Below are 22,428 nucleotides of genomic sequence, written 5' to 3' on the forward strand. Positions count from 1 at the left end.
GGGCAATCCACCCGAGAGGGGAGGAACCGTGGCGCAGCAGGGGGAGTTCGGGTTCGTGCCGTTGTGGCCTTTTCGGAGTGAGGCCGAGGCGGTGGAGTGGCAGGCGGCGTATCGGACGGACGGGGCCGATGCGTGGCATCTCGACGCGGAGCTGACGGCGCTCACGTTCACGCAGGAGTATCTCGGCCTGCGGACGGTGGACCAGGTGGTGGTCGGCGTCGGCCGCAGCGATACCGGCGGGGACGAGCGTTTCGTCGGCGTCGGGTTCGTCGCGCCCAACGGGGCCCAGATCACGGCGGCGGTGTTGCATCTGGCGCGCATCGGAGCCGGTGACGACGCACCGTGGGAGGTGGTCGGGTCCGACGGCGGCACGCTGTCGGTGGACGAGCCGGGGTACGGGGCGACGGTCACCTCACCGCTGGCGGTGCGCGGCCGGATCACGGGGGTGGACGAGAGCCTGATGGTGCAGATCCGGGTGCACGGCAGCGCGGCACCGGTGGGCGTGGTCTCCGGTATCGCCGCCGGCGGGACGGATGAGCCGTGGTCGGCGACCGTGCCGTTCACCGCGGAACCGGGCGATGTGCTCACGATCGCGGTATCGACGGGCGGTCATATCGCCGAGGTCGAGCATTTCGCCGTCACCGGCGCTCGGCACTGAAACCAATACACCGCGACCACAGGATGGGCAGAGCCGTGACCCAATTGATCGACTTCTCTGCCGCGCTCATCGAGCCGGCCGATATTCGGGCGGCCGGATTCGCCGGCGTGGTCGGGTATTTCTCGGAATCGCGTCCCGGCACGAACTTCGGGGCGAAACCGTTGCGCCGGGACTATTGCGATCGACTGCGCGCCGAAGGCCTGGAGATCGTCACCAACTACCAGTACGGCAAGGGGCCGACGGCCGACTGGCGCGGCGGCTACGACGGCGGCGCCCGGCATGCGGAGACGGCGCTGCGCTTCCATTTCGAGGCGGGCGGCCCCGGATATCGGCCGCTGTACGCGCCGGTCGACGACAATCCGACGCTGGACGAGTGGAACAGCCTGATCGCGCCGTTCCTGCGCGGCTGGGCGTCGGTGGTCGGCCCGGAATGGACCGGCGTCTACTGCAATGCCCGATGCATCGACTGGGCGTTGGAAGACGGTGTCGGGCAATGGTTCTGGCAGCACAACTGGTCCGGCGACCCGGCTATCAACCACCACCATCCGGCCGCCCACATGCATCAGATCGAGATCGATCAGCGGGAGATCTCCGGCGTCGGCATCGACGTCAACGAGGTATTGCAGCCCGACTACGGTCAATGGTCGGCGGCGCGCACACCCGGACCGGTTTCGCCGATCAGCCGCGAAGACGACCAGACCGGCATCAGCCCCAACACCTCTTCCCGCGGCGGTGCACCCGTGCTGTGGTTTCTGCTGCACACCCAGGAGGGCAACGGCGACGCCCAATCCCTGGCCAACTATCTGCAGAACCCGAATTCGGGTGTCTCCTACCACTACACCGACGACAACACCGGCACGGTGATCGACGTGGTGGACACCGATCTGGCCTCGTGGTCGGTGCTCAGCGGCAATTCGCGGTCGATCAACCTGTGCTTCGCGGGTTCGCGCGCGGCCTGGTCACGCGACGAATGGTTCGCGCGGATGCAGCGTGGCATCGACTGCGCGGCCTGGCTCGCCGTGCAGGACTGCCGCAAGTACGGGTTGCCGATCCGGACGATCTCGCCCGAGGAATTGGGTGCCGACGAACGCGGCGTCGCCGATCACAACGCGTACACGATCGGCAAGCGGGACGGCACGCACACCGATGTCGGACCGAACTTTCCGTGGGACTACCTGAACGCCAAATTGACGGAGTACGGCGCGTAATCGATTCGGAAGGGGCCTCATGGTTACACGGCGAGCATTGCTGTCCGGCGCCGCCGTGCTCGGCGCCTCCCTGGCCGCCCCAGGGCTGTCCGGCTGCGGCGGTGACTCGAACGCGTTGACCTTCTTCTTCCAGGCCGCCCCGGCCGAGGCCAGGGTGCGCAGGCAGATCATGGAGGCGTTCGGGCGGCTGCACCCGGAAATCGAGATCCGCGTGCAACTTTCGGGCCCCGACCCGCAGCAACAGATCCTCACCTATTGTGCGGGCGGTAAATGTCCGGACATCCTGATGCAGTGGGAGTCGTACTCCCGGTTCGCCGCCCTGGGCGTGCTGCAGGACTTGAATGTCATGCTGGACCAGGACCCCGCCTACGCCGCGCAATTGCGTGCCGACAGCACTCCGAATCTCTACGAGACGTTCACTTTTCAAGGCGGACAGTACGTTCTGCCCGAACAGTGGGCGGGCATCTTCCTGTACTACAACAGAAGGCTGTTCGACGAGGCGGGGCTGAAGCCACCACCGGCACGGTGGAAGGACGCCTGGACCTTCGCGGAATTCCTCGCCACCGCCCAAGCTCTGACCGAGCGGGGCGCGTCGGGCAAGACCACCCGATGGGGTTTCGTCGATGCCTGGCCGGTGCCGCGCTGGTCGGCGGCGATCTTCGGGATGAACAACGGCGCAGCGTGGTTCACGCCCGCGATCGATCCCACCCGGACCAACATCGATGACGATCGCTTCATCGAGGGCTTCCAGTTCTACACCGATCTCTCGGTGCGGCACCGGGTCGCGCCGCAGGCCGCCGACCTGCAGGCGCAGTCGGCGCTGGATCTGTTCATGCAGGGCAAGGCGGCGATGGTGCTGACCGGGCACTGGCAGTACAGCGGCTTCCTCGCCGCGCCCGATCTGGATTTCGATGTCACCGTGCTGCCGGTCGGTCCGCAGGGGCAGAGTGCCAAATCCGATGTGGGGACCACCGGTTTGGCCATCGCCGCGTCCAGTTCGAAGAAGGACCTGGCCTGGGAGTTCGTGAAGTTCGCGACCGGACCGGCGGGGCAGCGGGCCGTCGCGGAGTCGGGCCTGTTCGTACCGGCCCTGCAATCGGCCCGGCGTTCCGCCGAATTCGTCCGGTCGCACACCAGGATCAGCAATCTCGAAGTGCTGATCGACGGTCCCGACAACTCCAATCATCTTCCGGTGAGCCCGCATTGGCCACAGGTCGACGCCGCCTTCACCCGCTTCTCCGATCGGGTGCTGCGCGGTGCCGCCCCCGCGTCCTGGTTCAAGGACGGTCCGGCCGCGGAACTCAACCGGCTGCTCCAGGGGTCGGTGTGACTGCCGTCGGGCACCGCGGCGCCGGACGGCGGCCATCCGGCCTGACCCGTCGTAAAGCGGCCGCGGGCCGCACGTTCATCGCGCCGAATCTGCTTGCCGTACTGGTGTTCCTGGTGTTCCCGCTCGGTCTGTCGCTGTATCTGAGCTTCCACCATTGGAATATGTTCAGCGCCCCGGAGTACGTCGGCGCGGCGAACTATCGCCGGCTGTTCGCCGAGGACCCGCTGTTCTACATCGCGCTGCGCAATACCGTCCTGTTCACCGTCGTCACCCTGATCCCCACCGTCGTGATCAGCCTCGCCGTCGCCGCCGCGCTCAACGAAAAGGTCAGGGGCATAGCTCTTTTCCGCAGCGTCATGTTCATGCCGCTGGTCGCGTCCACCGCGGCGATCACCGTCGTCTGGAAGTTCATGTTCGCCACCGAAGGCGGACTGTTCAACGCGATGCTGGGCTGGTTCGGCGTCGATCCGGTGCCGTGGCTGGCCGACCCGAACTGGGCGCTGGTGTCGCTGTGCCTGGTCAGCATCTGGAAGAGCGTGCCGTTCGCCGCGGCCGTGCTGCTCGCGGCGATGCAGGGCGTGCCGGCGGAGCTGTACGAGGCCGGGCGCATCGACGGCGCGGGCGGGTGGCAGCGGTTCCGGTCGATCACGCTGCCGCTGATCCGGCCCGCGCTGGGCTTCGTCTTCGTCATCACGATCATCAACACGGTGCAGGCCTTCGATCAGGCCTACGTGCTGACCGGCAGCGCGGGCGGCCCGGAAACCGGGACCTATCTCTTCGGCATCATGTTGTTCCAGAACGCGTTCGTCTTCAACGATCTCGGCTACGCGTGCGCGCTCGCCTGGGTCATCTTCGCGATCCTGCTCGCGCTCACCTATTTCCAGCTGCGACTCTCGCGCACCGGCACCGAGGAGACCTGACGTGGCCGCCACCGCGAAATATCAGCGGGTCATCGCCCGGCGCACCCTGCGCGGCGTGCTGGTCTATCTCGCGCTGGTGGTGATGGCGTGGTGCGCGCTGCTGCCGATCCTGTGGGCGCTGGCGGGCTCGCTGAAGCCGCCCGGCCGGATCACGGGGACCGACCTCGTCCCGGACGATCCGCAGTGGTCGAACTACCGGCTCGTCTTCGAGTTCGTGCCGTTCGAGCGCATGTTCCTCAACACGATCCTCTATGCGGGACTGGTCACCGCCGGGCAGGTGTTCTTCTGCTCGCTGGCCGGGTACGCGTTCGCCCGCTTGCCGTTCAAGGGTCGCGACGCGATCTTTCTGGCCTACCTGGGCACCCTCATGGTGCCGCTGACGGTCACCGTGATTCCCCAGTTCATTCTCATGCGCACGTTCGGCTGGGTGGACAGCCCGCTGGCGATGATCGTGCCCGGCCTGTTCGGCAGCGCCTTCGGCACGTATCTGATGCGGCAGTTCTTCCTCACACTGCCCGCCGAACTCGAGGAGGCCGCCATCCTCGACGGCTGTTCGCTCTGGCAGACCTATTGGCGAGTGTTGTTGCCGCACACCACACCCGCGGTGCTCGTGCTCGCCGTGCTCACCTGGGTCACGGTGTGGAACGACTTCCTCTGGCCGCTGATCATGATCCAGCGCGACAGCATCTCCACGCTCAACCTCGGCCTGGTCTGGATGCAGGGCCAGTACACCGCCAACTGGCCGGTGTTCATGGCCGCGTCGATGATGATGCTGGCGCCCATGCTCGTCGTCTACGCGCTCACCCAGCGCGCTTTTGTGCACGGTATCGCCACCGCGGGGCTCGCGGGGCGCTGAAACCCTTGCGCCGCAACAGATCAGGCGGACAGGCCGGACCACTGGGTGACGGTGTAGGGCCGCTCACCCAATCTTCCGTTCCACGAACTGATGAGCAAGGTCAGATCGGCCGGGCTCGCGCTGCCGGGATGCAGGTAGCCGCCGTACGGGAACGGCTGGGTCCGCCGGAACCAGTGCGTGGGCGGCCACATCGTGCTCCCGACCACCTGGGTTTTCGGCGCGGTCCAGAGGCGGTCGGGGCGCGGGGCGGTGCGGGTGCGGATGCTGAAATCCGTCACGTCGAAATAGCTCATGATGTACAGCTCGCCGATGCGTTTCACCGAGAACTCGGCGATGCCGTTCGCCCACCCGAACAGTGACGAGGGCGCGGCCTGCGCGGCGGGCACCCACTGCCACGTCTCGTCCAGGTAGACCCAATGTTCGCGGGTGTCGAGATCGCCGTGGAAGAAATCGGCGGGCCGGTAACGGAACAACTGGATCTGGCCCCGGTCGCCGGTGTAGAAATGGCTGCCGTTCCAGGCCTTGCTGAAGACGTAGAGCCACCCGTCGGGGTCGACCCCGGCGAACGACCACATCATGTCCAGGCTGCCGGGGTTGCCCTGCCCGTCGCCGGGCCAATGGCGTTCGAAATCCTGCCAGGTCGCGCCGTTGTCGTCGGAATAGGCGATCCCGGCCATGAGCGAACCGTCCACCGCGCTGCCCGGCCCGACCCACCGGTGCACCGAGGTGTATTGGATGAAGATCCGGTTCTGCCCGTCGACGGTGAGCGTGATCGCGTCGTTCGGGATCCGGCTGACCTCGAAGCCGAAACCGTTGTCCGCGTTGTGCTGATAGTCGAACAGCTGCGCGCAGGTCGGCATCGGCTCGGCCGCGGTGAACGTGATCGGCGTATGCCCGCTCGCGTCGAAGGTGGCCTGGTACAACACGACTGGGCTACCGATGAATTCGCCGGTCGCCTCCTGCCCGCGGAAGGAATCGCCGAAGACGTAGCCCCAGGTGCCGTCATATCGTCGATAGGGGATACCCAGGTCGCTCGACCCGAGCCCGAACCGGCTGGCCGAGTCGCCCGCATTGTCACACAGGTAGGTCCCTTGCTGCGGTGTCGTGCGGCTCTTCGGCATGATCCCACCCTCCTCAGCGTCCCTACCGAACATCATGCGGCGCATATCCATCCGACACGCCGGATTGGCGGAGTCGCGCGCAGCGCCGGTGCCGACGACCTACCGGCTGACGGGCTCCGACTTGCCCGCTCGCCGCAGCAGATAGGGAATGACCAGGTTGTGGCCGGGCTGCATGAGCGCCCACACGAAACGCGCCACTCGGCGGTCATAACGGACCAGCGTGGTCCAGGTTACCGCCGATCCGGTGGTCACCACGATGTTCTGCGCGGCCAGGATCCGCGACTGTGCTTCGAGCACAACATGGTTCGGCCCCCGCTCCGCGATATGCCAGCCGAGCACGTGTTCGGCCGACCGAGGTCCCAAACGCAGCCCCAGCACGACCCGCCACCCGGTCCGCAGCAGACCCCGCATGAGCGCGGGCGCGCGCTCGAACACCAGCCGGGACCACAGCTCCGGTGTATCGCGCGACCCGGAGGCACTCAACTCGAAGGCCGACACGTGGTCGGCCGCGGCCATGTCCTCGCTGATCGGCAGCTGCGGCGGGGCCGCAACTCGCTGAACCCGCTGCGCGGTCGTCTTCATCCTCCACCCATCCCTGCGCGAGACGACTTACTACGACCTTTCGTAGTAAGTCTGCCTGCGCGCAGGGGTATCTGTCCGGGGAACGGCCGAATCGATCGCCGCCACGCCGCGTCTCATCGAGGGCGGGTGCGACTCGATTCGCGGGTGGAAAAAGGAACGGCGCAACAATACCAATTGAATCGCGATTTCGCCATCGATTGTCGGTTCCGGGCGCTGTCGACTTCGCGTTCGCCGGTACGGTGCGGTGATGTGACATCGCTATTGCCTTTCGCTGAAACCTCCTGTCTCCGCTGCCATTTCGACTGCCGGAACCGGCGATAGCGCGTTGCCTCGGCCGACGAAGTGTGATGCAATCTCTCGTGGCGAGAAGGGGGTGACGAGCGAGTTGACAAAGAATGATCCGGCTGCACGGTTATTCGCCTCCACATCGAGCGCATTGCCTGATCTGACGTTGTCGTAATTATTTCCGGGTCGCGGCCGGGGGAGTGGTCATCGGTCGCCACGGTGCTGAATGCTGAATGGGGGTGTGCGCAATGGCGATGATCGCTGGACTCGGGTCGCGTTCGGCGGCCGCACCCTTACTCACGGCGCAGAGTTTTCATTCGATGCGGCGATACAGTAAAGGAAGGTTTCCCATGCATGTCGGGTTGCCCATGGTAGCGAACAAACTCGTCGAAAGCTCGGCCGGTGAACAGAAATTGTGTTCCGCGATCGTCGAGTTCCCCCTTTCGGAACTGCTACCGCCGGAGTCGTCGCCGCGAACGGCCGGCGAGAATGCGGCGCACATACGGATGCTCGCCGAATCGTCGACTGCCTTTCCGCCGATCGTCGTGCATCGGCGTACGACGCAGGTGATCGATGGCGTGCACCGGTTGCGTGCCGCTCAGCTGCGTGGCGACAGCACGATCTCGGCCGTGCTGTTCGACGGCAGTATCACCGAAGCGTTCGTGCTCGCGGTGAAACTCAATGCGGCACATGGTCTGCCGCTGTCGCTGTCCGATCGCAAAGCCGCGGCGCTGCGCATCCTGATGGCGTATCCGCAATGGTCGGACCGCGCGATCGCCGCCGTCGCCGGAATCTCGCCCAAGACGGTCGGGGTGATCCGCAGCCGGTCGGCTGAGGAGATTCCTCAGCCGACCGGTCGGATCGCGCGCAACGGCGTGCTGCACCGGACCGATGTTTCGGCAGGCAGGCGACGTGCCGCGGAGTTGTTCGCCGCCGATCCGAATCGGTCGGCGCGTGCGGTGGCGGTGGCGGCGGGCATTTCGCTCACCACGGCCAAGGAGGTCCGCAAAGAACTGCGCGGCGGTTCGGATCCGCTGCCCGCCCGCTGGGCAGGTGCCGATCCGGCGGCCGGCCGCGCCGCGGGTGATGGGCCGGAGGTCCGGGCGGGAACGGATTTCGGTGCGCAGGAGGCGGTCACCGCGGAGGTGCTGCAGCAGTTGCGCCGGGATCCGTCGCTCCGTTTCACTGATGCGGGGCGCAAACTGCTGCGCTGCCTGGAGACCCCTTTCGACAACGGCGCCGATTGGGGCTCCGTGGTGCACAACATTCCGAGCCACTGTGCACCCAATATCGCGAAACTTGCCCGACAGCGTTCGCAGGATTGGCAACAACTCGCGCTGATGCTCGATCAACGCTCGGAAACCGAATAAACCGGCGCGGTCCGGTCTCGAATATTGACAGGTCGCTGACCGCAAAAGTAACGTCGGCGACGTGCACAGCAGGATTTCCCGCAGCTGAATCCTGATTCCTGTAGACATTTCCGTGATTTCTCCACCGGTCATTTTGTCACGCCGGTAGAAGGGGGCTTATCGATGATTACCCTGGATCAGGTCGAAGCCAAGATCAGGCATAAGCTCAAGGGCAATTATCCGGCCGATCTCGTGATTTCCGGCGACACCGCATTGGAAGATATCGGGCTGTCGAGTCTGCAGACCGCCGAGATCGTCTTCGAGCTGGAGGAGGACAACGAGATCGAATTCGATCCCGCCAAGGCCGCCGATATCCAGACGCTGGGCCATCTCGTCGCGTTGGCGAACGAGATCCTCGCCGAGAAATACCCGTCTGGCGAGGAAATTCCACGATGAACGGCCGCGAGCACTACATATATATTCTCGCGGCGTCCATCCTGCCTTTCGTCGGCGTCATCGCGGCCATGGTGCTGCTGTGGAACTCCCTGGTAGGCCCCGCGGACCTGGCCGTTTTCGTGATCATGAGCGTGATCGGCGGACTGGGGGTCTCCATCGGCTATCACCGGTTGCTCGCACACCGGTCGTTCAAGACGACTCGGCCGATCAAACTCTTCTTCGTGACCGCGGGCGCGATGGCAGGTCAGGGGCCGCCGCTCATCTGGGTCGCACACCACCGCCGCCACCATCGGGTGGCGGACAAACCCGGTGATCCGCACTCGCCCTACTTCGAAGACCGAGTGGACTTCCGCGGCGTCGTGAAAGGTCTCTGGCACTCGCACCTGGGCTGGCTCTTCGACAAGAATCTGTCCTCCGATCCGGTGCGCTATTGCCCGGATCTGTGCCGGGACGCCGACATCCGATTCCTGTCGATCAGGTTCGTCCCGGTCGTGCTCGCGGGCCTGCTGCTGCCGGGGCTGCTCGGTCTGGCTTTCACCGGCACCCTGGCCGGCTTTCTGACCGGCATCCTGTGGGGCGGGCTGGTGCGGATGTTCATCGGAAACCACGTGACCTACGCGGTGAATTCGATCGGACACTACTTCGGCAGACGCCGCTTCGACACCGCCGACGAATCCCGCAACGTGTTCTGGCTGTCGATCCCGTCCTTCGGGGAATCCTGGCACAACAACCACCACGCGTTCCCGCGTTCGGCGCGGCACGGGTTCCGTTGGTGGGAGCTGGATCTCAGCGCCCTGACCATCTACACGCTGGAGAAGCTGCATCTGGCCTGGGACATCATCCGCATCGACCCGGTCCGGCAGCAGCAACGGGCCGCCGGGCTGAGCCGGGTCGGCAGCGGCCGCGCCGCACCGCACGAGCCCGCCCGTCCGCTGGCCGAGCGCGGGCAGGCGAGCGCCAAGGATCTGGGTCCCGTCGACGTGGCGGATGTGGAATGACTCTGTGGCAGCGGCTTTTCGAGGATTCGCGATCGTTCGGATCCAGCGCCGCCTTCTGGGTCGACGGCGGATATGTCGCCACCAGCTGGGCGGAACTGGTTGCCGGGGCGCAGGATACGACCCGCGCGTTGCGCAGGCACGGAGTAGGGCCGGGAACCCGGGTCGCGATCGTGCTCACGAACGGCCCGCACGCGGCCCGCGCGCTGGTGGCGAGCTGGATGTGCGGCGCGGTGGTGGCTTCGCTGCCCGTGCGGGTGGCGGGCACCGACGCCGCCGGTTACGCGGACCAATTGCGCGTCGTTCTCGATCAATTGGAACCCGTTGTGCTGCTGGCGGATGCCGCGCTACTGGCGAGCCTGCCGGGCCCGCGGGACGACGGGGTGCCCCATGTCGCGTTCGAATCCCTCGGTCGCGAACGGGACAGCGTCGAGCCGGCGCCGCCCGGCGCGGACGAGGTGGCGTTCATCCAGTACTCCTCGGGCAGCACCGGGTCGCCCAAGGGCTGCATGCTGACACCGCGGGCGATCGCGGCACAGCTGGACATGCTGGCGAACCTGACCGAGGCCGAGCCGGGCGAGGTCGGGGTCTGCTGGTTGCCGTGGTCGCACGACATGGGGTTGTTCGGCGGTCTGCTCAGCGGCTGGTGGAACGACGTCACCACGTATTACTCGACGCCGCAGCGGTTCCTGATGTCGCCGAAGACCTGGTTCGAGGACATCGCGCGCTACGGCGCGCACTACACGGCGGGCAGCCCGACCGCGTTGCAGGTGGCGGCCCGGGTCACCAGGCTGCGCGCGAAACAGCTGCCCGGATCGCTGGCCCAGTTGAAGGCGGCCATCATCGGGGCAGAGCGGGTCTATTGGGAGGTGCTCGAGAGCGCGGTCGCCGACCTCGGCCGATTCGGGTTACGCCGGCAGGCGCTGATGCCCGCGTACGGCCTCGCCGAGGGCACACTCGCGGTGACCGCGACGCCGCTGACCGAGGAGCCGCGCTTCCTCGCGATGGACGCGACGGCGCTCGCGGCGGGCCGGCTGCGCCGCGTCGATCCGGCCGATCCCGGCGCGACGAAGGTGGTCAGCGCGGGCCCGGTCTGTCCTGGCACGGAACTGGTCGAACCCGGCCCGGACCAGGAGCGGCTCGCGCCGATCCGATTCCGTTCGGTGTCGTTGGCCTGCGGCTACTACGGTGATCCGGCGCGCACGGGTCAGCACTTCGACGACGGGGTGCTCGATCCCGGCGACCTCGGCTTCGTCGTGGACGGTCATCTGTACCCGGTCGGGCGCAGCGACGACATGATCTCGGTGGGTGGCCGCAACGTGTACCTGCGCGAGGTCGAGAAGGCCATCGAGGTGTCCGGCGGCCTGCGATGGGGTTGTTCGACGCTGGTCGACTCCGCGCGAGTCGGCCGCCCGTGGCTGACGCTGCTGGTCGAGTCAGGCGGTGCCCGCACCGACTTCGGGGAGGTGGCCCGCGGGGCCGCGGCCGCCGCGATGGCAACGGGTGCACTGGAACTCGACGAATGCGTGTTCCTGCGCCGCAACGCGTTGCCGAGAACTCCCAGCGGCAAGATCCAGCGGCATCGCTGCCGAGAGCGCCTCGCCGCGGGCGGTTTCGCGCGGGTGGCGACGGTGCAACTCGCGGAACAGGCGGAGCCGGCGTGAACGAAACCATCCCCTTCAGCAAGCGGCGCATCCTGGTCACCGGTCCGTCCGGGGTGATCGGCCGGGCCCTGGTCGAGGCGTTGTCGCGGCACCACGTCACCGGTTTGGTGCACGTCGACACCGAGCGGCCGGACGTCACCGAGGTCGTCCACGGCGACCTGGCGAAGCCGCTGCTCGGCTTGACCGCGTCGCGGTGGCACGAACTGGCCGAGCGGGTCGATGTCGTGGTGCACTCGGGCGCGCTGACGACGTGGGGCAAGAGCCGCAGCCGCTACCAGGAGATCAATATCGACGGCACCGAACGGGTGCTGGAGTTCGCGCGCCGGGCCGGGGCGCCGGTGCACTATCTGAGCACCTGTTTCGTGCACGGGATCGAGCGCACGGGCCTGGCGGATGTCGCGCAGGACAACGTCGTCCGGCCTTACGTCTGGTCGAAACTCGAAGCGGAGCGGCTGATCGCCGCGAGCGGTGTCCCGTACGCCGTCTACCGGCCGACCAATCTGGTCGGCGACTCCCGGACCGGGGCAAGCAGCCGCCGCCAGATCGTGCAGGTGATGTCGGAGTTCATCTGCCGCGGGAAGGCGCCGTATCTGCCCGCCCACCCGGGCAACCTGCTCGACTTCGTGCCACTCGATGTCACCGTCGATGCGGTGGTGCGCACCCTGGAGGCCGATGATCTGCGCGGGCAGATCGAATGGCTCACCTACGGCGCCGACGCGATGACGGTGGCGCAGGCCAGAGACATCCTGACCGAGCACGCCGCCGCACTCGGCCGCCCCCTGGGCGAGCTGCGCATCGTCGACCCGCGTCGGCGGCTGCCGGTTCCGCTGGCGGAACTGCCGCCGTTGACGAGGTCGTTTCTGAAGGTGCTGATCGATGTCAGCGAGATGACCCATGCGGCGGGCGGGGTGCTGCCCAGCTCGAAAACCGAACTGCGCGAACGGCTCGGCGTGGACTTTCCGTCCGACCGCGACGCCTATCGCAGCAGCCTGAAGTTCTGGGCGAACGAGGCCGCCGTGGCGCGGACAGCAGAGAGGTGACCCGCTATGACGAGAACCAGTGACTGGCAGCGGCCCGACCTGTCGGGCCGGATCGCGCTGGTGACCGGTGCCAGCCGCGGCGTCGGGCTCGGCGTCGCCCTGGCGCTCGGCGAGTGTGGGGCAACGGTTTACGTCACCGGCCGCAGCACCCGGCGCGGTGGCACCACCGAGGGCGTGCCCGGCACGGTCGAGGACACCGCGGAACAGGTGACGGCACGAGGCGGGAAGGGGATCCCCGTGGCGTGCGATCACACCGACGACTCGGACAATGCCGCGCTGATCGCGCGGATCGCCGAATCCGAGGGCCGCTTGGACCTTTTGGTGAACAACGCTTGGGCGGGCTACGAAAGGTTCAGCGAGGAGGCGCCTTTCCATGCCCCGTTCTGGCGGCAGCCGATGTGGCGCTACGACCTGTTCGCCGGCTCGTTGCGAGCCCAGTACGCGGTCAGCGCCCTGGCGGCGCCGTTGCTGACACAGGCCCCGGCGGGGCTCATCGTGAACGTCTCGTTCACCGACGGTGCGGTCTACCTCGGTCAGGTGCCCTACGACATCAGCAAGTACGCCTCGGACCGCATGGTGGTCGGCATGGCCTACGACCTGCGCAAGACGTCCGTGGTGCCGGTCGCCCTGCATCCGGGTTTCGTGCGGACCGAACGGGTCTCGGGCGCATGGGATCTCGTCGGCGCGGGCCCGGCCGAGGTCGCGCATTCGCCGGAATACGTCGGTCGTGCCGTGGCCGAGCTCAGCGTCGACGCCGAGTTGGCGGGTTACGCCGGTGCTCGCCTCGCCGTCGGCGATCTGGCGGCCAAGTACGGATTCAGCGACGTCGACGGTCGCCGGCCGCCGCCGTTCCGGCTCGAGGGCACCATCACGCTCGCGGCCCGCATGGAACGCCTCGGCCGGATCGCGCGCACCGTGCCGACGAATCGCCGGGAGGCATGAAATGGCCACGGACACCGACTATCTCGGCGCGTCACCGACCGCGATCCAGCATCACTACGACGCGGGCAACGACTTCTATCGGCTGTGGCTCGACCCGAGCATGACCTATTCGTGCGCCCTGTGGGCCGAGGGGGACGACACCCTCGAACGAGCTCAGCAACGCAAGCACGACTATCTCGCCACCCGCGCCCGCGCCGCCGGCGCCGGACGCGTACTCGACGTCGGGTTCGGCTGGGGCGCCATGGTGCGGCGGCTGCTCGACACCCACGGGGTCGGACACGTCACCGGTCTGACCTTGAGCGCGGCCCAGTTGGCGGCCACGTCGGCGTGGGCGGACGAACGGTGTGATCTCCGGCTGGAGAACTGGACCGACCACCGGCCCGCACAGCCCTACGACGCCATCGTCTCCATCGGCGCGATGGAGCATTTCGCGAATCTGGGCATGAGCCGGGAACGCAAGATCGCGGCCTATCGGCAGTTCTTCACCAGCTGCCGCGAATGGCTGGCACCGGGCGGCAGGCTCGGATTGCAAACCATTGTGCGCGGCCATGATACGGCCGCCGACTGGGCGATCCAGCGGGAGATGATCCGGGTCAATCGCTGGATCTTCCCGGAGTCGGAGGTGCCCTGGCTCGCGGAGGTGTGCGCGGCGAGCGAGGGCCTGCTGGAGGTGGTCTCGGTGCGCAATGACGCCGCCGACTACGCCCGTACCTGCCAGGTCTGGCTGGACCGGCTCCTGGCCGACCGGGCACGGGCCATCGAATTGGTCGGCCCGGCGACCACCGAACGCTACGAACGCTATCTGCGGGTATCCATCGAGGTCTTCCGGCGCAAGCATGCCGGCTTGGCCCGAATCGTCTTCGAACGCTGGTAGCTCGAAAAGGATTGCGACACATGCCTACTGGAATTGTTGATTTCGGCAGCTACCTGCCCGGGCCGCCGGTTCCCGCGACATTCTTCTTCACCGAGGAGGAGTTGGCCGCACCGCTGGCGAACAACCCCATGTTCAAGGCGCCGGCCACCCGGCATCACGTCGGCGACGAGCGTGCCGCGGAGATGATCGTCGCCGCGGCGCGGCCGATGTTCGAGCGCCTCGGGCTCGAACCGTCCGGCAACATCGATATTCTCCTCACGAATGTGATGCTGCCGGACCATCCGATCACCGGATCCGGCGCGGAAGCGGCCGCACTGCTCGGGTGCACACCGCGCTGGGTCATCGATCTGCACAACGGCGGCTGTGCGTCGTTCGGCTACATGATGCGGCTCGCGGACGCGATGATCACGAGCGGCGTGGCCCGCACCGCCCTGCTGTGCAACGTGCAGAACGGTGCGGGACAGTTCTTTTCGCAACCCGGCGTGCGCAAGAGCCCGTTCGCGGCGGTGGCGGGCGACGGCTGCGGGGTCACCTATGTCAGCGCGCACGGCGCCGCGCCGCTGTTGGGCACCAGCGTGATCCACTTGCCCGAGTACGCCACCGACCTCGGTCTGTCGGGCGGACGGAAGTATTGGGAGCCGGGTACCGAGGAGCTGATGGTGAGCTTCCCGCACGAGAAGCTCGGCGACATCATCCAGCGCGGCAACACCTTGGTGCCCGAAGCCGTCACCGATGTCTGCAAGCAGCTGGGTGTCGCGACCGAGGACATCGACGTGCTGGTGACCAACCAACCGAACAAACTCTTCCTGCAGACCTGGCGGCAAGCGCTCGGGGTGCCTGCGGAGCGCCACTTCGACTCCTACGACGAATTCGGGAACCTGTACACCGCCGGTGTGCCGGTGACGTTCGAACGTGCGCTGCGGGCCGGCGCGGTCGCCGACGGCGATCTCGTCGTCTTCGCCGGATTCGCGCACGCCGGGGATATGGCGTCCGCAGTGGCTGCCCGATGGCACGGATGACCCCGAAACCGCCTGCCGTGCACGACACGTCTTGCCCCGACCGCGAAAGGTTCCGATGACCGACATCGCACCGGCCCCGGCCGCACTATCCGGCTCGGCCCCTGTGAAACACGAAATATATTGGCGCGAGACAGAACCGGTTGTTCCCGGTCCGCCCCTGCGGGGCGACGTCTCCTGCGATGTGTGCATCATCGGCGGCGGGTACACCGGCTTGTGGACCGCGCACTTTCTCAAACAAGCCGATCCCGGCATCTCCATCCACATCCTCGAAGCCGACTACGCGGGCGCGGGCGCGTCGGGGCACAACGACGGCTTCGTCACGCCGACCATCGGGCACAGCCTCGGCGCGCTGATCCATCGGTTCGGCGCGGAACGCTCGAAGCTGGCCTACGCCGCGGTGGGCAAATCGATGCTCGAGCTGGGCCGTTTCTGCACCCGATACGGGGTGGACGCAGAGCTGGAGCCCGCGGGCTACTACCAGGTCGCGGCCGACGACGATCAGATCCGCCTGCTGGAACGCGATATCGAACTGGCCGCGCTGCTCGGCGCGAAATCCGGGCTCGACCTGCTCGACCGCGATGCGGCGCGCGCGAGGATCGATTCCCCGGCCATCCGGGCCGCCTTCAAAGTCGGTGGGGCGCTGATCAATCCACACCGGCTCGCGCGGGGACTGTGCCGGGTCGTCACCGCGGCGGGGGTTCAGGTGCACGAGCGGACCCGAGCACTGCGGGTAGAACCAGCTCCGGGGGGATATCAGGTGACCACCGCGCAGGGGCGGGTGAGGGCGAGCCGGGTGTTGTACGCCACCAACGCCTATCAGCATCAGTTCGCCGAGTTCCGGCGCAAAGTGGTGCCGGTGTGGAGCTATGCGGCGGTGACGCAGCCGCTGACGGACGCACAATTGCGGCAGGTGCGCTGGCCGGACCGCGAAGGCTTCGTCGAGGCGGGCAATTTCATCGTGTTCGGCAGGCTCACGGCGCAGAACCGGTTGCTGTTCGGTGGAGGTCGCGCCGACTATCACTTCCGGCGCGATATGGACGAGGCCCGCCACATCGACAGCCCGCGGGCGACCGCGGCGCTGCGCGCGGTGCTCGCCCGGTATTTCCCGATGTGGCGCGATATTCCGTTCAGTCACACCTACGGCGGCTGCGTGGCGATCACCCGGGAGGTGGTACCGCACGTCGGCGCTTTCGGTGACGGCCGGTTCTACGCGCACGGTTACTGCGGCAATGGCATCGCGCTCACCCACACCGCCGGCAAGGCGTTGCGCGACCTCATCCTCGACCGGGACACCTCGTACAGCAATCTGCTTTTCGTGCGCGGCAAAGAGAAGGTGTTTCCGCCGGAACCGCTGTCGTTCCTCGGCGCCAAAGCCGTGTCCAGCGTGCTCGCCGCACAGGATCGACATCCGAAACTCATTCGCGGCCAGTTCGTCTGAATCCGGGCAACGAGACGTCACCGAAAGAAGATCGCCATGACCGATACGACCGACGATTCGGGTTCGGCTTTCGCGCACCGTGTTTCGCGCTCCGAGCCCGGCCGGCGCTACGGGCTCTGCCTCGATCTGGTGCTCACCGAGACCGCGGCACTGCTCGGCTGCGCACCGAACGAGGTGGTACCGGACCGGGCCTACCTGGACTACGGATACAACTCGCTGGCCGGTCTGGCCTTGACCGAACAGCTGTCCAGAGCTACCGGCCTCGAGTTGCCGCTCACGATGCTGTTCGATCGGCCGAATCCGGCGGCGGTGGCCGAATACCTGCTCGACCGGATCGCGCCTATTGCACCGCGAGACTCCGAATCCGCTGTGGCAGAGAAGCTTCCGGAACAAGAGGGCAATTCTGACGACGATATCGCGGTGGTCGGCATGGCCTGCCGCTATCCGGGTGGGGTGTCCTCGCCGGAGCAGTTGTGGGCGCTCGTCGCCGAGGGGCGCGATGCCATCGGTGACTTCCCGGCGGACCGCGGCTGGGACCTCGCGCGGCTGTATCACCCCGATCCGGCCCATCTCGGTACCAGCTACACCAGACACGGCGGGTTCCTTTCCGGAGCAGCGGAATTCGATCCGCAGTTCTTCGGGATCAGTCCGCACGACGCGGTGGCGATGGATCCGCAGCATCGGTTGCCGCTCGAGGGCGCCTGGGAGCTCTTCGAGCAGGCGGGTATCGATCCGACGAGTCTGCGCGGTAGCGCGACGGGCGTGTTTCTCGGGGTCTGCAGCGGCGACTACTGCTATTTGACTCGGGAACCGGCGGCCGGTCTCGAAGGCAGGTGGGGCCTCGGAATGATGGACAGCCTCGCGTCGGGCCGGGTGGCGTATGCGTTCGGGTTCCTCGGGCCCGCCATGAGCATCGATACCGCCTGCTCTTCCTCGCTGGTGGCGGTGCATCTGGCCGCGCAGTCGCTGCGCCGTGGCGAGAGCACCCTCGCGGTCGTCGGCGGGGTCACGGTGATGTCCACTCCCGCAGTGCATGTGGAGTTCAGCAGGCAGCGGGCGCTGGCGCCCGACGGCCGGTGCAAGTCCTTCGCCGACGCGGCGGACGGCACCGGATTCTCCGAGGGCATGGGTCTGCTGCTGTTGGAACGGCTCGGCGACGCACGACGCAACGGCCATCGCGTGCACGCGATCCTGCGCGGCTCGGCGGTGAATTCCGACGGCGCGAGCAACGGCCTGACCGCCCCCAACGGCCCGTCGCAAGAACGGGTGATCCGTGCCGCGCTGGCCGACGGCGGACTCGCGCCCGCCGACGTCGACGCCGTCGAAGGTCATGGCACCGGCACCGTACTCGGCGACCCGATCGAGGTGAACGCGTTGCTCGCCGCCTACGGTCGCTCGCGATCGGCGGATCGCCCGCTGTGGCTGGGCTCGCTCAAGTCCAATATCGGTCACACCTCGGCCGCCGCGGGCGTCGGCGGACTGATCAAGACCATCATGGCGTTGCGGCACCACACGCTTCCGCGAACGCTCCACGTCGACGCGCCCTCCCGGAAGGTGGATTGGGGAAGCGGGGCGGTCTCGCTGTTGACCGCCGCCGTGCCGTGGCCCCCGGACCGGTCCGGCAGACGCCGCCGCGCCGCGGTGTCGGCCTTCGGCATCAGCGGGACGAACGCACATGTCATCGTCGAAGAGCCGCCGGCGCAGTCGGTTTCCGTCCCCCCGTGCCCCGAGGCCGAGACGCCCGCGGTGTGGGTGCTCTCCGCGCGCACCCCGCGGGCGCTCGCACAGCAGGCCGATCAGCTGGGCGCCTGGCTCGACGCGCATCCGGACCAGGACCCTGCCGAACTCGCGCGCGCGCTCGCCGAGACGCGGGCACAGCTGGAGCACCGCGCGGCCCTCATCGGGACCGGGAGCGCCGAATTACGCACTGCCCTAAGCTCCTTGGCCACCGGCGCGCCGAGCGGTGCGGTGCTCACGGGACGTATCCGGCTCGATCGGAGATCCACCCTGGCGGTGATGTTTCCCGGGCAGGGCGCTCAATACCTCGGCATGGGCACCGAATTGGCCGCGCTGTACCCGGTTTTCGCGACGGCGTATCGCGACGTGCACGCCGAACTCGATCGGCACCTCGATCGGCCGCTCGACCGGATCATCGCGGGCACGGATGAACCGGGTCTGCTCGACCAGACCGGGTACACCCAGGCGGCGCTCTTCGCTGTCGAGGTCGCCCTGTACCGGCTGCTCGAATCCTTCGGGGTGCGACCGGCTTACCTGATCGGGCACTCCGTCGGTGAGTTCGCGGCCGCACATGTCTGCGGCGTGCTGGATCTGCCGGACGCCTGTCTGCTCGTGGCGTCGCGCGCCCGGCTCATGCAGGCGCTGCCCGCGGGCGGGGCGATGATCGCCGTCGAGGCCACCGAGGCCGAGATCCGCGCCGATCTTCGCACCGCGGGGACCGACGTGGCGGTCGCAGCGGTGAACGGGCCTGCGGCGGTGGTGCTTTCCGGCTCGACCGAGGAGACCACCGCGATCGCCGAGCGGTGGTCGGCGGCCGGGCGGCGGACCAAACGCCTCACCGTCAGTCACGCCTTCCACTCGCAGCTCATGGCCCCGATGCTGGCCGAATTCGCCGATATCGCCGAGCGGATCACGGTCAACAGGCCACAGATACCTGTCGTCTCGAACCTGACCGGTGCGCCCGCCGACGATTTCGGCACCGCCGAGTACTGGGTGCGCCATGTCCGGGATACGGTGCGATTCGGTGCCGGGCTCGCCTGGCTCACCGACGCGGGGGTCGACACCTTCCTGGAAGCCGGTCCCGGCGGCCAGCTCTCGGTGCTCGCGAAAGGACATCTCGCCCACTCCGGGCAGGACGCGGTGGTCGTCCCGACGATGCGACCGCGCCGGTCCGAGAGTCGCACCCTGCTCACGGCGTTGGCCACGGCCTATGTCGGCGGCGCGCCGGTGGCCTGGTCCTCGGGCCCACCGGCGAGCGCACGGCGGCTCGAACTGCCCACCTACCCGTTCGAGCGGCAGCGTTACTGGGCCGAGCGCGCACCGGCGGTGCCTGCGGGCGACGACTGCGGCCTCGTCGCCGATCGGCATCCACTGTTCGCCGCGACACTGGAGCTGGCCGAGGGGACCGGCTCGCTGTTCGTCGGCAGCTGGTCGGCGAGCACGCAGCCCTGGCTGCGTGCTCACACGGTCTTCGGCGCCGTCGTGGTCGCGGGCGCGGCGATCGTCGAGATCGCGACGCATCTCGGTCGCCGCTCGGGCACGCCGACGCTGACCGAGCTGACCTTGCACGCGCCGCTCGTGGTGCCGCCCGACCGGGCGGTGGCGGTGCAGGCGCGGCTCGAACCGCTCGGTGCCGGCCGGCAGTCGTTCACGCTGCACGCCGACCTGGGTGCGGGCTGGACCCGGCATGCCACGGCCACGTTGAGTGCCGATGACACTGTCGCGCAAGCACTGTCGATCGCACTACCGCCGGGTGCCGTCGCACTGGACATCGACGAGTTGTATCCGGAACTCGCCCGGCGCGGCCTCGGATACGGACCAGAATTCCAGCGTCTGCGTGCGGCATGGCGGCACGAGGACAGCCTTTACGCAAGGATCGACCCCGTGCCCACCGGGGCGGAGCCGAGCGAATTCCTCGTGCATCCCGGAACTCTCGACGCCGCCCTGCACGCCGCGCTGCTGGAACGCCCTGACGAGGACGGCACGGTATGGCTGCCGTTCCTCTGGTCGGGGGTCAGAATCCACCCGACGCCGCGATCCGGGTCCGCGTTGCTGGTGCGATTGACCGCGGCGGGGCCCGATTCGGTGCGGATGACCGCGGTCGACGAGTCCGGTGCCCTTGTCGTCTCGGTCGAATCGGTTCTGGCACGCAAGGTTTCGCTGGCACAGTTCGGCGCGGCGCAGGCCGCGCCGGCGGACTCGTTGTTCCGGTGCGAATGGCAGGCCGTCGACCCGGCCGCGCAGGCGCCGGATCCGGTGGCGGTCGCGACGGTGGGCACGGCGCAGGTCACCGGTGCGCGTCGGTATGCCGACCTGCCCGCGCTGATCTCGGATATCGAATCCGGCGCGTCCGTACCGGAATTGATCGTCGTCGACCCCGCCGAGGACGTCTCGGCGTCGATCGCCGACGTGGACCTGCCCGCCGCCACCGCGACGGTCGCGCACCAGGCGTTGCGCTTGGTCCAAGAGTGGCTGTCGGACAGTCGATGGGCCCGAGCCCGGTTGCTGTTCTGCACCCGCGGCGCGGTGTCCGCGCGGTCCGCGGATGTGCTGGATCCCCGGGCGGCCCCCGTGTGGGGACTGGTCCGCAGCGCGCAGACCGAGCATCCGGATCGGTTCGTGCTCGCCGATATCGAGCCCTCGGTCGATGCGGGCACGCTCGGCCGCGCGATGCGCGCCGGTATTCCCCAGCTGGCGGTGCGGGACGGGCAGGTGCTCGTGCCGCGGCTGCGGCCGATGCGCGCGCCGGACGGTGGCGCGCCCTGGTCCGAGCTCGACGGCTCGGTGTTGATCACCGGCGGTACCGGCGGACTCGGCGCCCTCGTCGCCGAACACCTGGTGGCCGAACACGGCGTGCGGCGGCTGATTCTGGTCGGCCGGCGCGGTGCGCAAGCCGCGGGAGCGCCGGAACTCGTTGCCCGGCTGCGGGAATCGGGGGCCGAGGTCGAGCTCGCCGCCTGCGATGTCGCCGATCGTGCCCAGCTCGCCGCGCTGCTCGCCCGGGTCCGCGCCGGGCATCGGCTGCGCGCGGTCGTGCACGCGGCCGGGGTCCTCGACGACGGCGTGATCGAGTCGATGACCACCGAGCGCCTGGACCGCGTGCTGCGCCCGAAGGTGGCGGCGGCCTGGCATCTGCACGAATTGACGGCGGAGCTCGATCTCGTCGCGTTCGTCCTGTTCTCGTCGGCGGCGGGTGTGCTCGGCGCGCCGGGCCAAGCGAACTACGCTGCCGCCAACGCCTTTCTGGACGGGTTGGCCGGCTGGCGGCGGGCACGTGGCCTCGCCGCGGTGTCGATGGCCTGGGGTATGTGGGCGCAGCCGAGTGCGATGACCGCCGAGCTGACCGCGGCCGACAAGGCGCGCCTGGCCGGGGCCGGGTTCCTGGCGCTGGAGCGACCAGCGGGACTGCGATTGTTCGACGCGACGGCCGTTTGCGCTGAGCCGTCCGTCATCCCGCTGGCGCTCGATCCGGTCGCGCTGCGCGCGTCGGGAATCCCGCTCGCGCCGATCCTCTCGGATCTCGTTCCCGCCGCCGCCCCCACGGCGGCGTCCGGGACGTTCGGCAGGCAATTGGCGCACTTGCGGGGCAGCGAACGGGAATCGGAGCTGCTGCGGCTCGTCTGTGTGGAGGTCGCGAGCGTCCTGCGCTATCCGTCCGGCGACGCGGTCGATCCGGACCGGGCCTTCACCGATCTCGGCTTCGACTCGCTGGGCGCGGTGGAACTGCGCAACCGGTTGAGCTTCGAAACCGGCCTGGTGATACCGACCACCGTGATCTTCGATCATCCCTCGCCCGCCGCGATCGCGGGCTACCTGCACGACGCGATGTTCGGCTCGGCAGGTGCACCAACGGAATTCGCGACCGACCAGAGCTCGGCCGGGGCAGCACTGGATGCGATGGACGCGCTGGACGCCGAGTCGCTCATCCGGCTGGCGCTGTCCGACGACTGATTC

The 22,428-nt window shown here is 68.0% G+C and carries 17 protein-coding genes; 15 read left to right on the forward strand and 2 right to left on the reverse strand.

Translation table 11 applies throughout. From position 1 onward, the window contains the following. The first annotated feature begins 28 nt into the window (after nucleotides 1–28). The 5 genes from NVU01S_RS39090 to NVU01S_RS39110 are packed head-to-tail and all read left to right on the forward strand — an operon-like array spanning nucleotide 29 to nucleotide 4,972. The gene (locus tag NVU01S_RS39090) at nucleotides 29–658 is read left to right on the forward strand and encodes a hypothetical protein (protein WP_043677707.1); all 630 of its coding nucleotides are present in this window, start codon (nucleotides 29–31) and stop codon (nucleotides 656–658) included. Nucleotides 659–693: 35 nt separating this feature from the next. Then, complete coding sequence (locus NVU01S_RS39095; RefSeq protein WP_043677709.1) at nucleotides 694–1,866, forward strand: glycoside hydrolase domain-containing protein; 1,173 nt, start codon at nucleotides 694–696, stop codon at nucleotides 1,864–1,866. A gap of 19 nt (nucleotides 1,867–1,885) precedes the next feature. Further along, nucleotides 1,886–3,196, forward strand: coding sequence for an ABC transporter substrate-binding protein (locus NVU01S_RS39100; protein WP_043677711.1), 1,311 nt, complete (start codon nucleotides 1,886–1,888; stop codon nucleotides 3,194–3,196). Continuing rightward, nucleotides 3,193–4,116 carry a carbohydrate ABC transporter permease gene (locus NVU01S_RS39105; protein WP_082032289.1) on the forward strand — a complete coding sequence of 308 codons (924 nt, stop codon included), beginning with the start codon at nucleotides 3,193–3,195 and terminating at the stop codon, nucleotides 4,114–4,116. The genes NVU01S_RS39100 and NVU01S_RS39105 overlap by 4 nt, the downstream gene beginning before the upstream one ends. A gap of 31 nt (nucleotides 4,117–4,147) precedes the next feature. Beyond that, nucleotides 4,148–4,972: a carbohydrate ABC transporter permease gene (locus NVU01S_RS39110; protein ID WP_373864245.1), complete on the forward strand. Its 825-nt coding sequence runs from the start codon at nucleotides 4,148–4,150 to the stop codon at nucleotides 4,970–4,972. A 20-nt stretch (nucleotides 4,973–4,992) separates the two neighbouring features. Here the strand turns inward: NVU01S_RS39110 and NVU01S_RS39115 are convergent, their stop codons facing one another. After that, nucleotides 4,993–6,093 carry a glycoside hydrolase family 183 protein gene (locus NVU01S_RS39115; protein ID WP_043677714.1) on the reverse strand — a complete coding sequence of 367 codons (1,101 nt, stop codon included), beginning with the start codon at nucleotides 6,091–6,093 and terminating at the stop codon, nucleotides 4,993–4,995. Between the two features lie 99 nt (nucleotides 6,094–6,192). Then, entirely contained in the window at nucleotides 6,193–6,675 is a 483-nt protein-coding gene (locus tag NVU01S_RS39120; RefSeq protein ID WP_052281082.1) for a DUF2867 domain-containing protein, read from the reverse strand. Between the two features lie 653 nt (nucleotides 6,676–7,328). Between NVU01S_RS39120 and NVU01S_RS39125 the strand changes: the two genes are divergently transcribed. From NVU01S_RS39125 to NVU01S_RS39170, 10 genes are all read left to right on the forward strand, one after another. Further along, the gene (locus NVU01S_RS39125; protein WP_043677768.1) at nucleotides 7,329–8,330 is read left to right on the forward strand and encodes a ParB/RepB/Spo0J family partition protein; all 1,002 of its coding nucleotides are present in this window, start codon (nucleotides 7,329–7,331) and stop codon (nucleotides 8,328–8,330) included. Nucleotides 8,331–8,492: 162 nt separating this feature from the next. Next, nucleotides 8,493–8,765, forward strand: coding sequence for an acyl carrier protein (locus NVU01S_RS39130; protein WP_043677716.1), 273 nt, complete (start codon nucleotides 8,493–8,495; stop codon nucleotides 8,763–8,765). Further along, nucleotides 8,762–9,763, forward strand: a complete 1,002-nt coding sequence (locus NVU01S_RS39135) for an acyl-CoA desaturase (protein WP_043677718.1) — start codon at nucleotides 8,762–8,764, stop codon at nucleotides 9,761–9,763. Before NVU01S_RS39130 ends, NVU01S_RS39135 begins: the two co-directional genes overlap by 4 nt. Then, nucleotides 9,760–11,424, forward strand: coding sequence for an AMP-binding protein (locus NVU01S_RS39140; protein WP_043677720.1), 1,665 nt, complete (start codon nucleotides 9,760–9,762; stop codon nucleotides 11,422–11,424). Before NVU01S_RS39135 ends, NVU01S_RS39140 begins: the two co-directional genes overlap by 4 nt. Continuing rightward, on the forward strand, nucleotides 11,421–12,464 hold the full coding sequence (locus NVU01S_RS39145) for an SDR family oxidoreductase (protein ID WP_052281084.1): 1,044 nt from the start codon (nucleotides 11,421–11,423) through the stop codon (nucleotides 12,462–12,464). The genes NVU01S_RS39140 and NVU01S_RS39145 overlap by 4 nt, the downstream gene beginning before the upstream one ends. Before the next feature lie 6 nt (nucleotides 12,465–12,470). Then, nucleotides 12,471–13,406, forward strand: a complete 936-nt coding sequence (locus NVU01S_RS39150) for an SDR family NAD(P)-dependent oxidoreductase (RefSeq protein ID WP_043677722.1) — start codon at nucleotides 12,471–12,473, stop codon at nucleotides 13,404–13,406. Nucleotide 13,407: 1 nt separating this feature from the next. Next, a complete protein-coding gene (locus NVU01S_RS39155; protein ID WP_043677724.1) occupies nucleotides 13,408–14,280 on the forward strand; it encodes an SAM-dependent methyltransferase in 873 nt (290 codons plus the stop codon). 20 nt (nucleotides 14,281–14,300) lie between these two features. After that, nucleotides 14,301–15,299, forward strand: coding sequence for a 3-oxoacyl-ACP synthase III family protein (locus tag NVU01S_RS39160; protein ID WP_043677726.1), 999 nt, complete (start codon nucleotides 14,301–14,303; stop codon nucleotides 15,297–15,299). Nucleotides 15,300–15,354: 55 nt separating this feature from the next. Further along, complete coding sequence (locus tag NVU01S_RS39165; RefSeq protein WP_052281085.1) at nucleotides 15,355–16,737, forward strand: NAD(P)/FAD-dependent oxidoreductase; 1,383 nt, start codon at nucleotides 15,355–15,357, stop codon at nucleotides 16,735–16,737. Between the two features lie 36 nt (nucleotides 16,738–16,773). After that, nucleotides 16,774–22,425, forward strand: coding sequence for a type I polyketide synthase (locus NVU01S_RS39170; protein ID WP_052281086.1), 5,652 nt, complete (start codon nucleotides 16,774–16,776; stop codon nucleotides 22,423–22,425). Nucleotides 22,426–22,428: the final 3 nt, after the last annotated feature.

This window comes from Nocardia vulneris (genome assembly GCF_001613425.1).
In the GTDB taxonomy this organism is placed as follows: domain Bacteria; phylum Actinomycetota; class Actinomycetes; order Mycobacteriales; family Mycobacteriaceae; genus Nocardia; species Nocardia vulneris.

What these genes read in the sequence shown, in the direction of transcription:
- NVU01S_RS39100 (WP_043677711.1), top strand. Translation starts at nt 1,886, where the DNA reads ATGGTTACACGGCGAGCATTGCTGTCCGGCGCCGCCGTGCTCGGCGCC.
- NVU01S_RS39115 (WP_043677714.1), bottom strand. Translation starts at nt 6,093, where the DNA reads ATGCCGAAGAGCCGCACGACACCGCAGCAAGGGACCTACCTGTGTGAC.
- NVU01S_RS39120 (WP_052281082.1), bottom strand. Translation starts at nt 6,675, where the DNA reads ATGAAGACGACCGCGCAGCGGGTTCAGCGAGTTGCGGCCCCGCCGCAG.
- NVU01S_RS39125 (WP_043677768.1), top strand. Translation starts at nt 7,329, where the DNA reads ATGGTAGCGAACAAACTCGTCGAAAGCTCGGCCGGTGAACAGAAATTG.
- NVU01S_RS39130 (WP_043677716.1), top strand. Translation starts at nt 8,493, where the DNA reads ATGATTACCCTGGATCAGGTCGAAGCCAAGATCAGGCATAAGCTCAAG.
- NVU01S_RS39135 (WP_043677718.1), top strand. Translation starts at nt 8,762, where the DNA reads ATGAACGGCCGCGAGCACTACATATATATTCTCGCGGCGTCCATCCTG.
- NVU01S_RS39140 (WP_043677720.1), top strand. Translation starts at nt 9,760, where the DNA reads ATGACTCTGTGGCAGCGGCTTTTCGAGGATTCGCGATCGTTCGGATCC.
- NVU01S_RS39150 (WP_043677722.1), top strand. Translation starts at nt 12,471, where the DNA reads ATGACGAGAACCAGTGACTGGCAGCGGCCCGACCTGTCGGGCCGGATC.
- NVU01S_RS39155 (WP_043677724.1), top strand. Translation starts at nt 13,408, where the DNA reads ATGGCCACGGACACCGACTATCTCGGCGCGTCACCGACCGCGATCCAG.
- NVU01S_RS39160 (WP_043677726.1), top strand. Translation starts at nt 14,301, where the DNA reads ATGCCTACTGGAATTGTTGATTTCGGCAGCTACCTGCCCGGGCCGCCG.
- NVU01S_RS39165 (WP_052281085.1), top strand. Translation starts at nt 15,355, where the DNA reads ATGACCGACATCGCACCGGCCCCGGCCGCACTATCCGGCTCGGCCCCT.
- NVU01S_RS39170 (WP_052281086.1), top strand. Translation starts at nt 16,774, where the DNA reads ATGACCGATACGACCGACGATTCGGGTTCGGCTTTCGCGCACCGTGTT.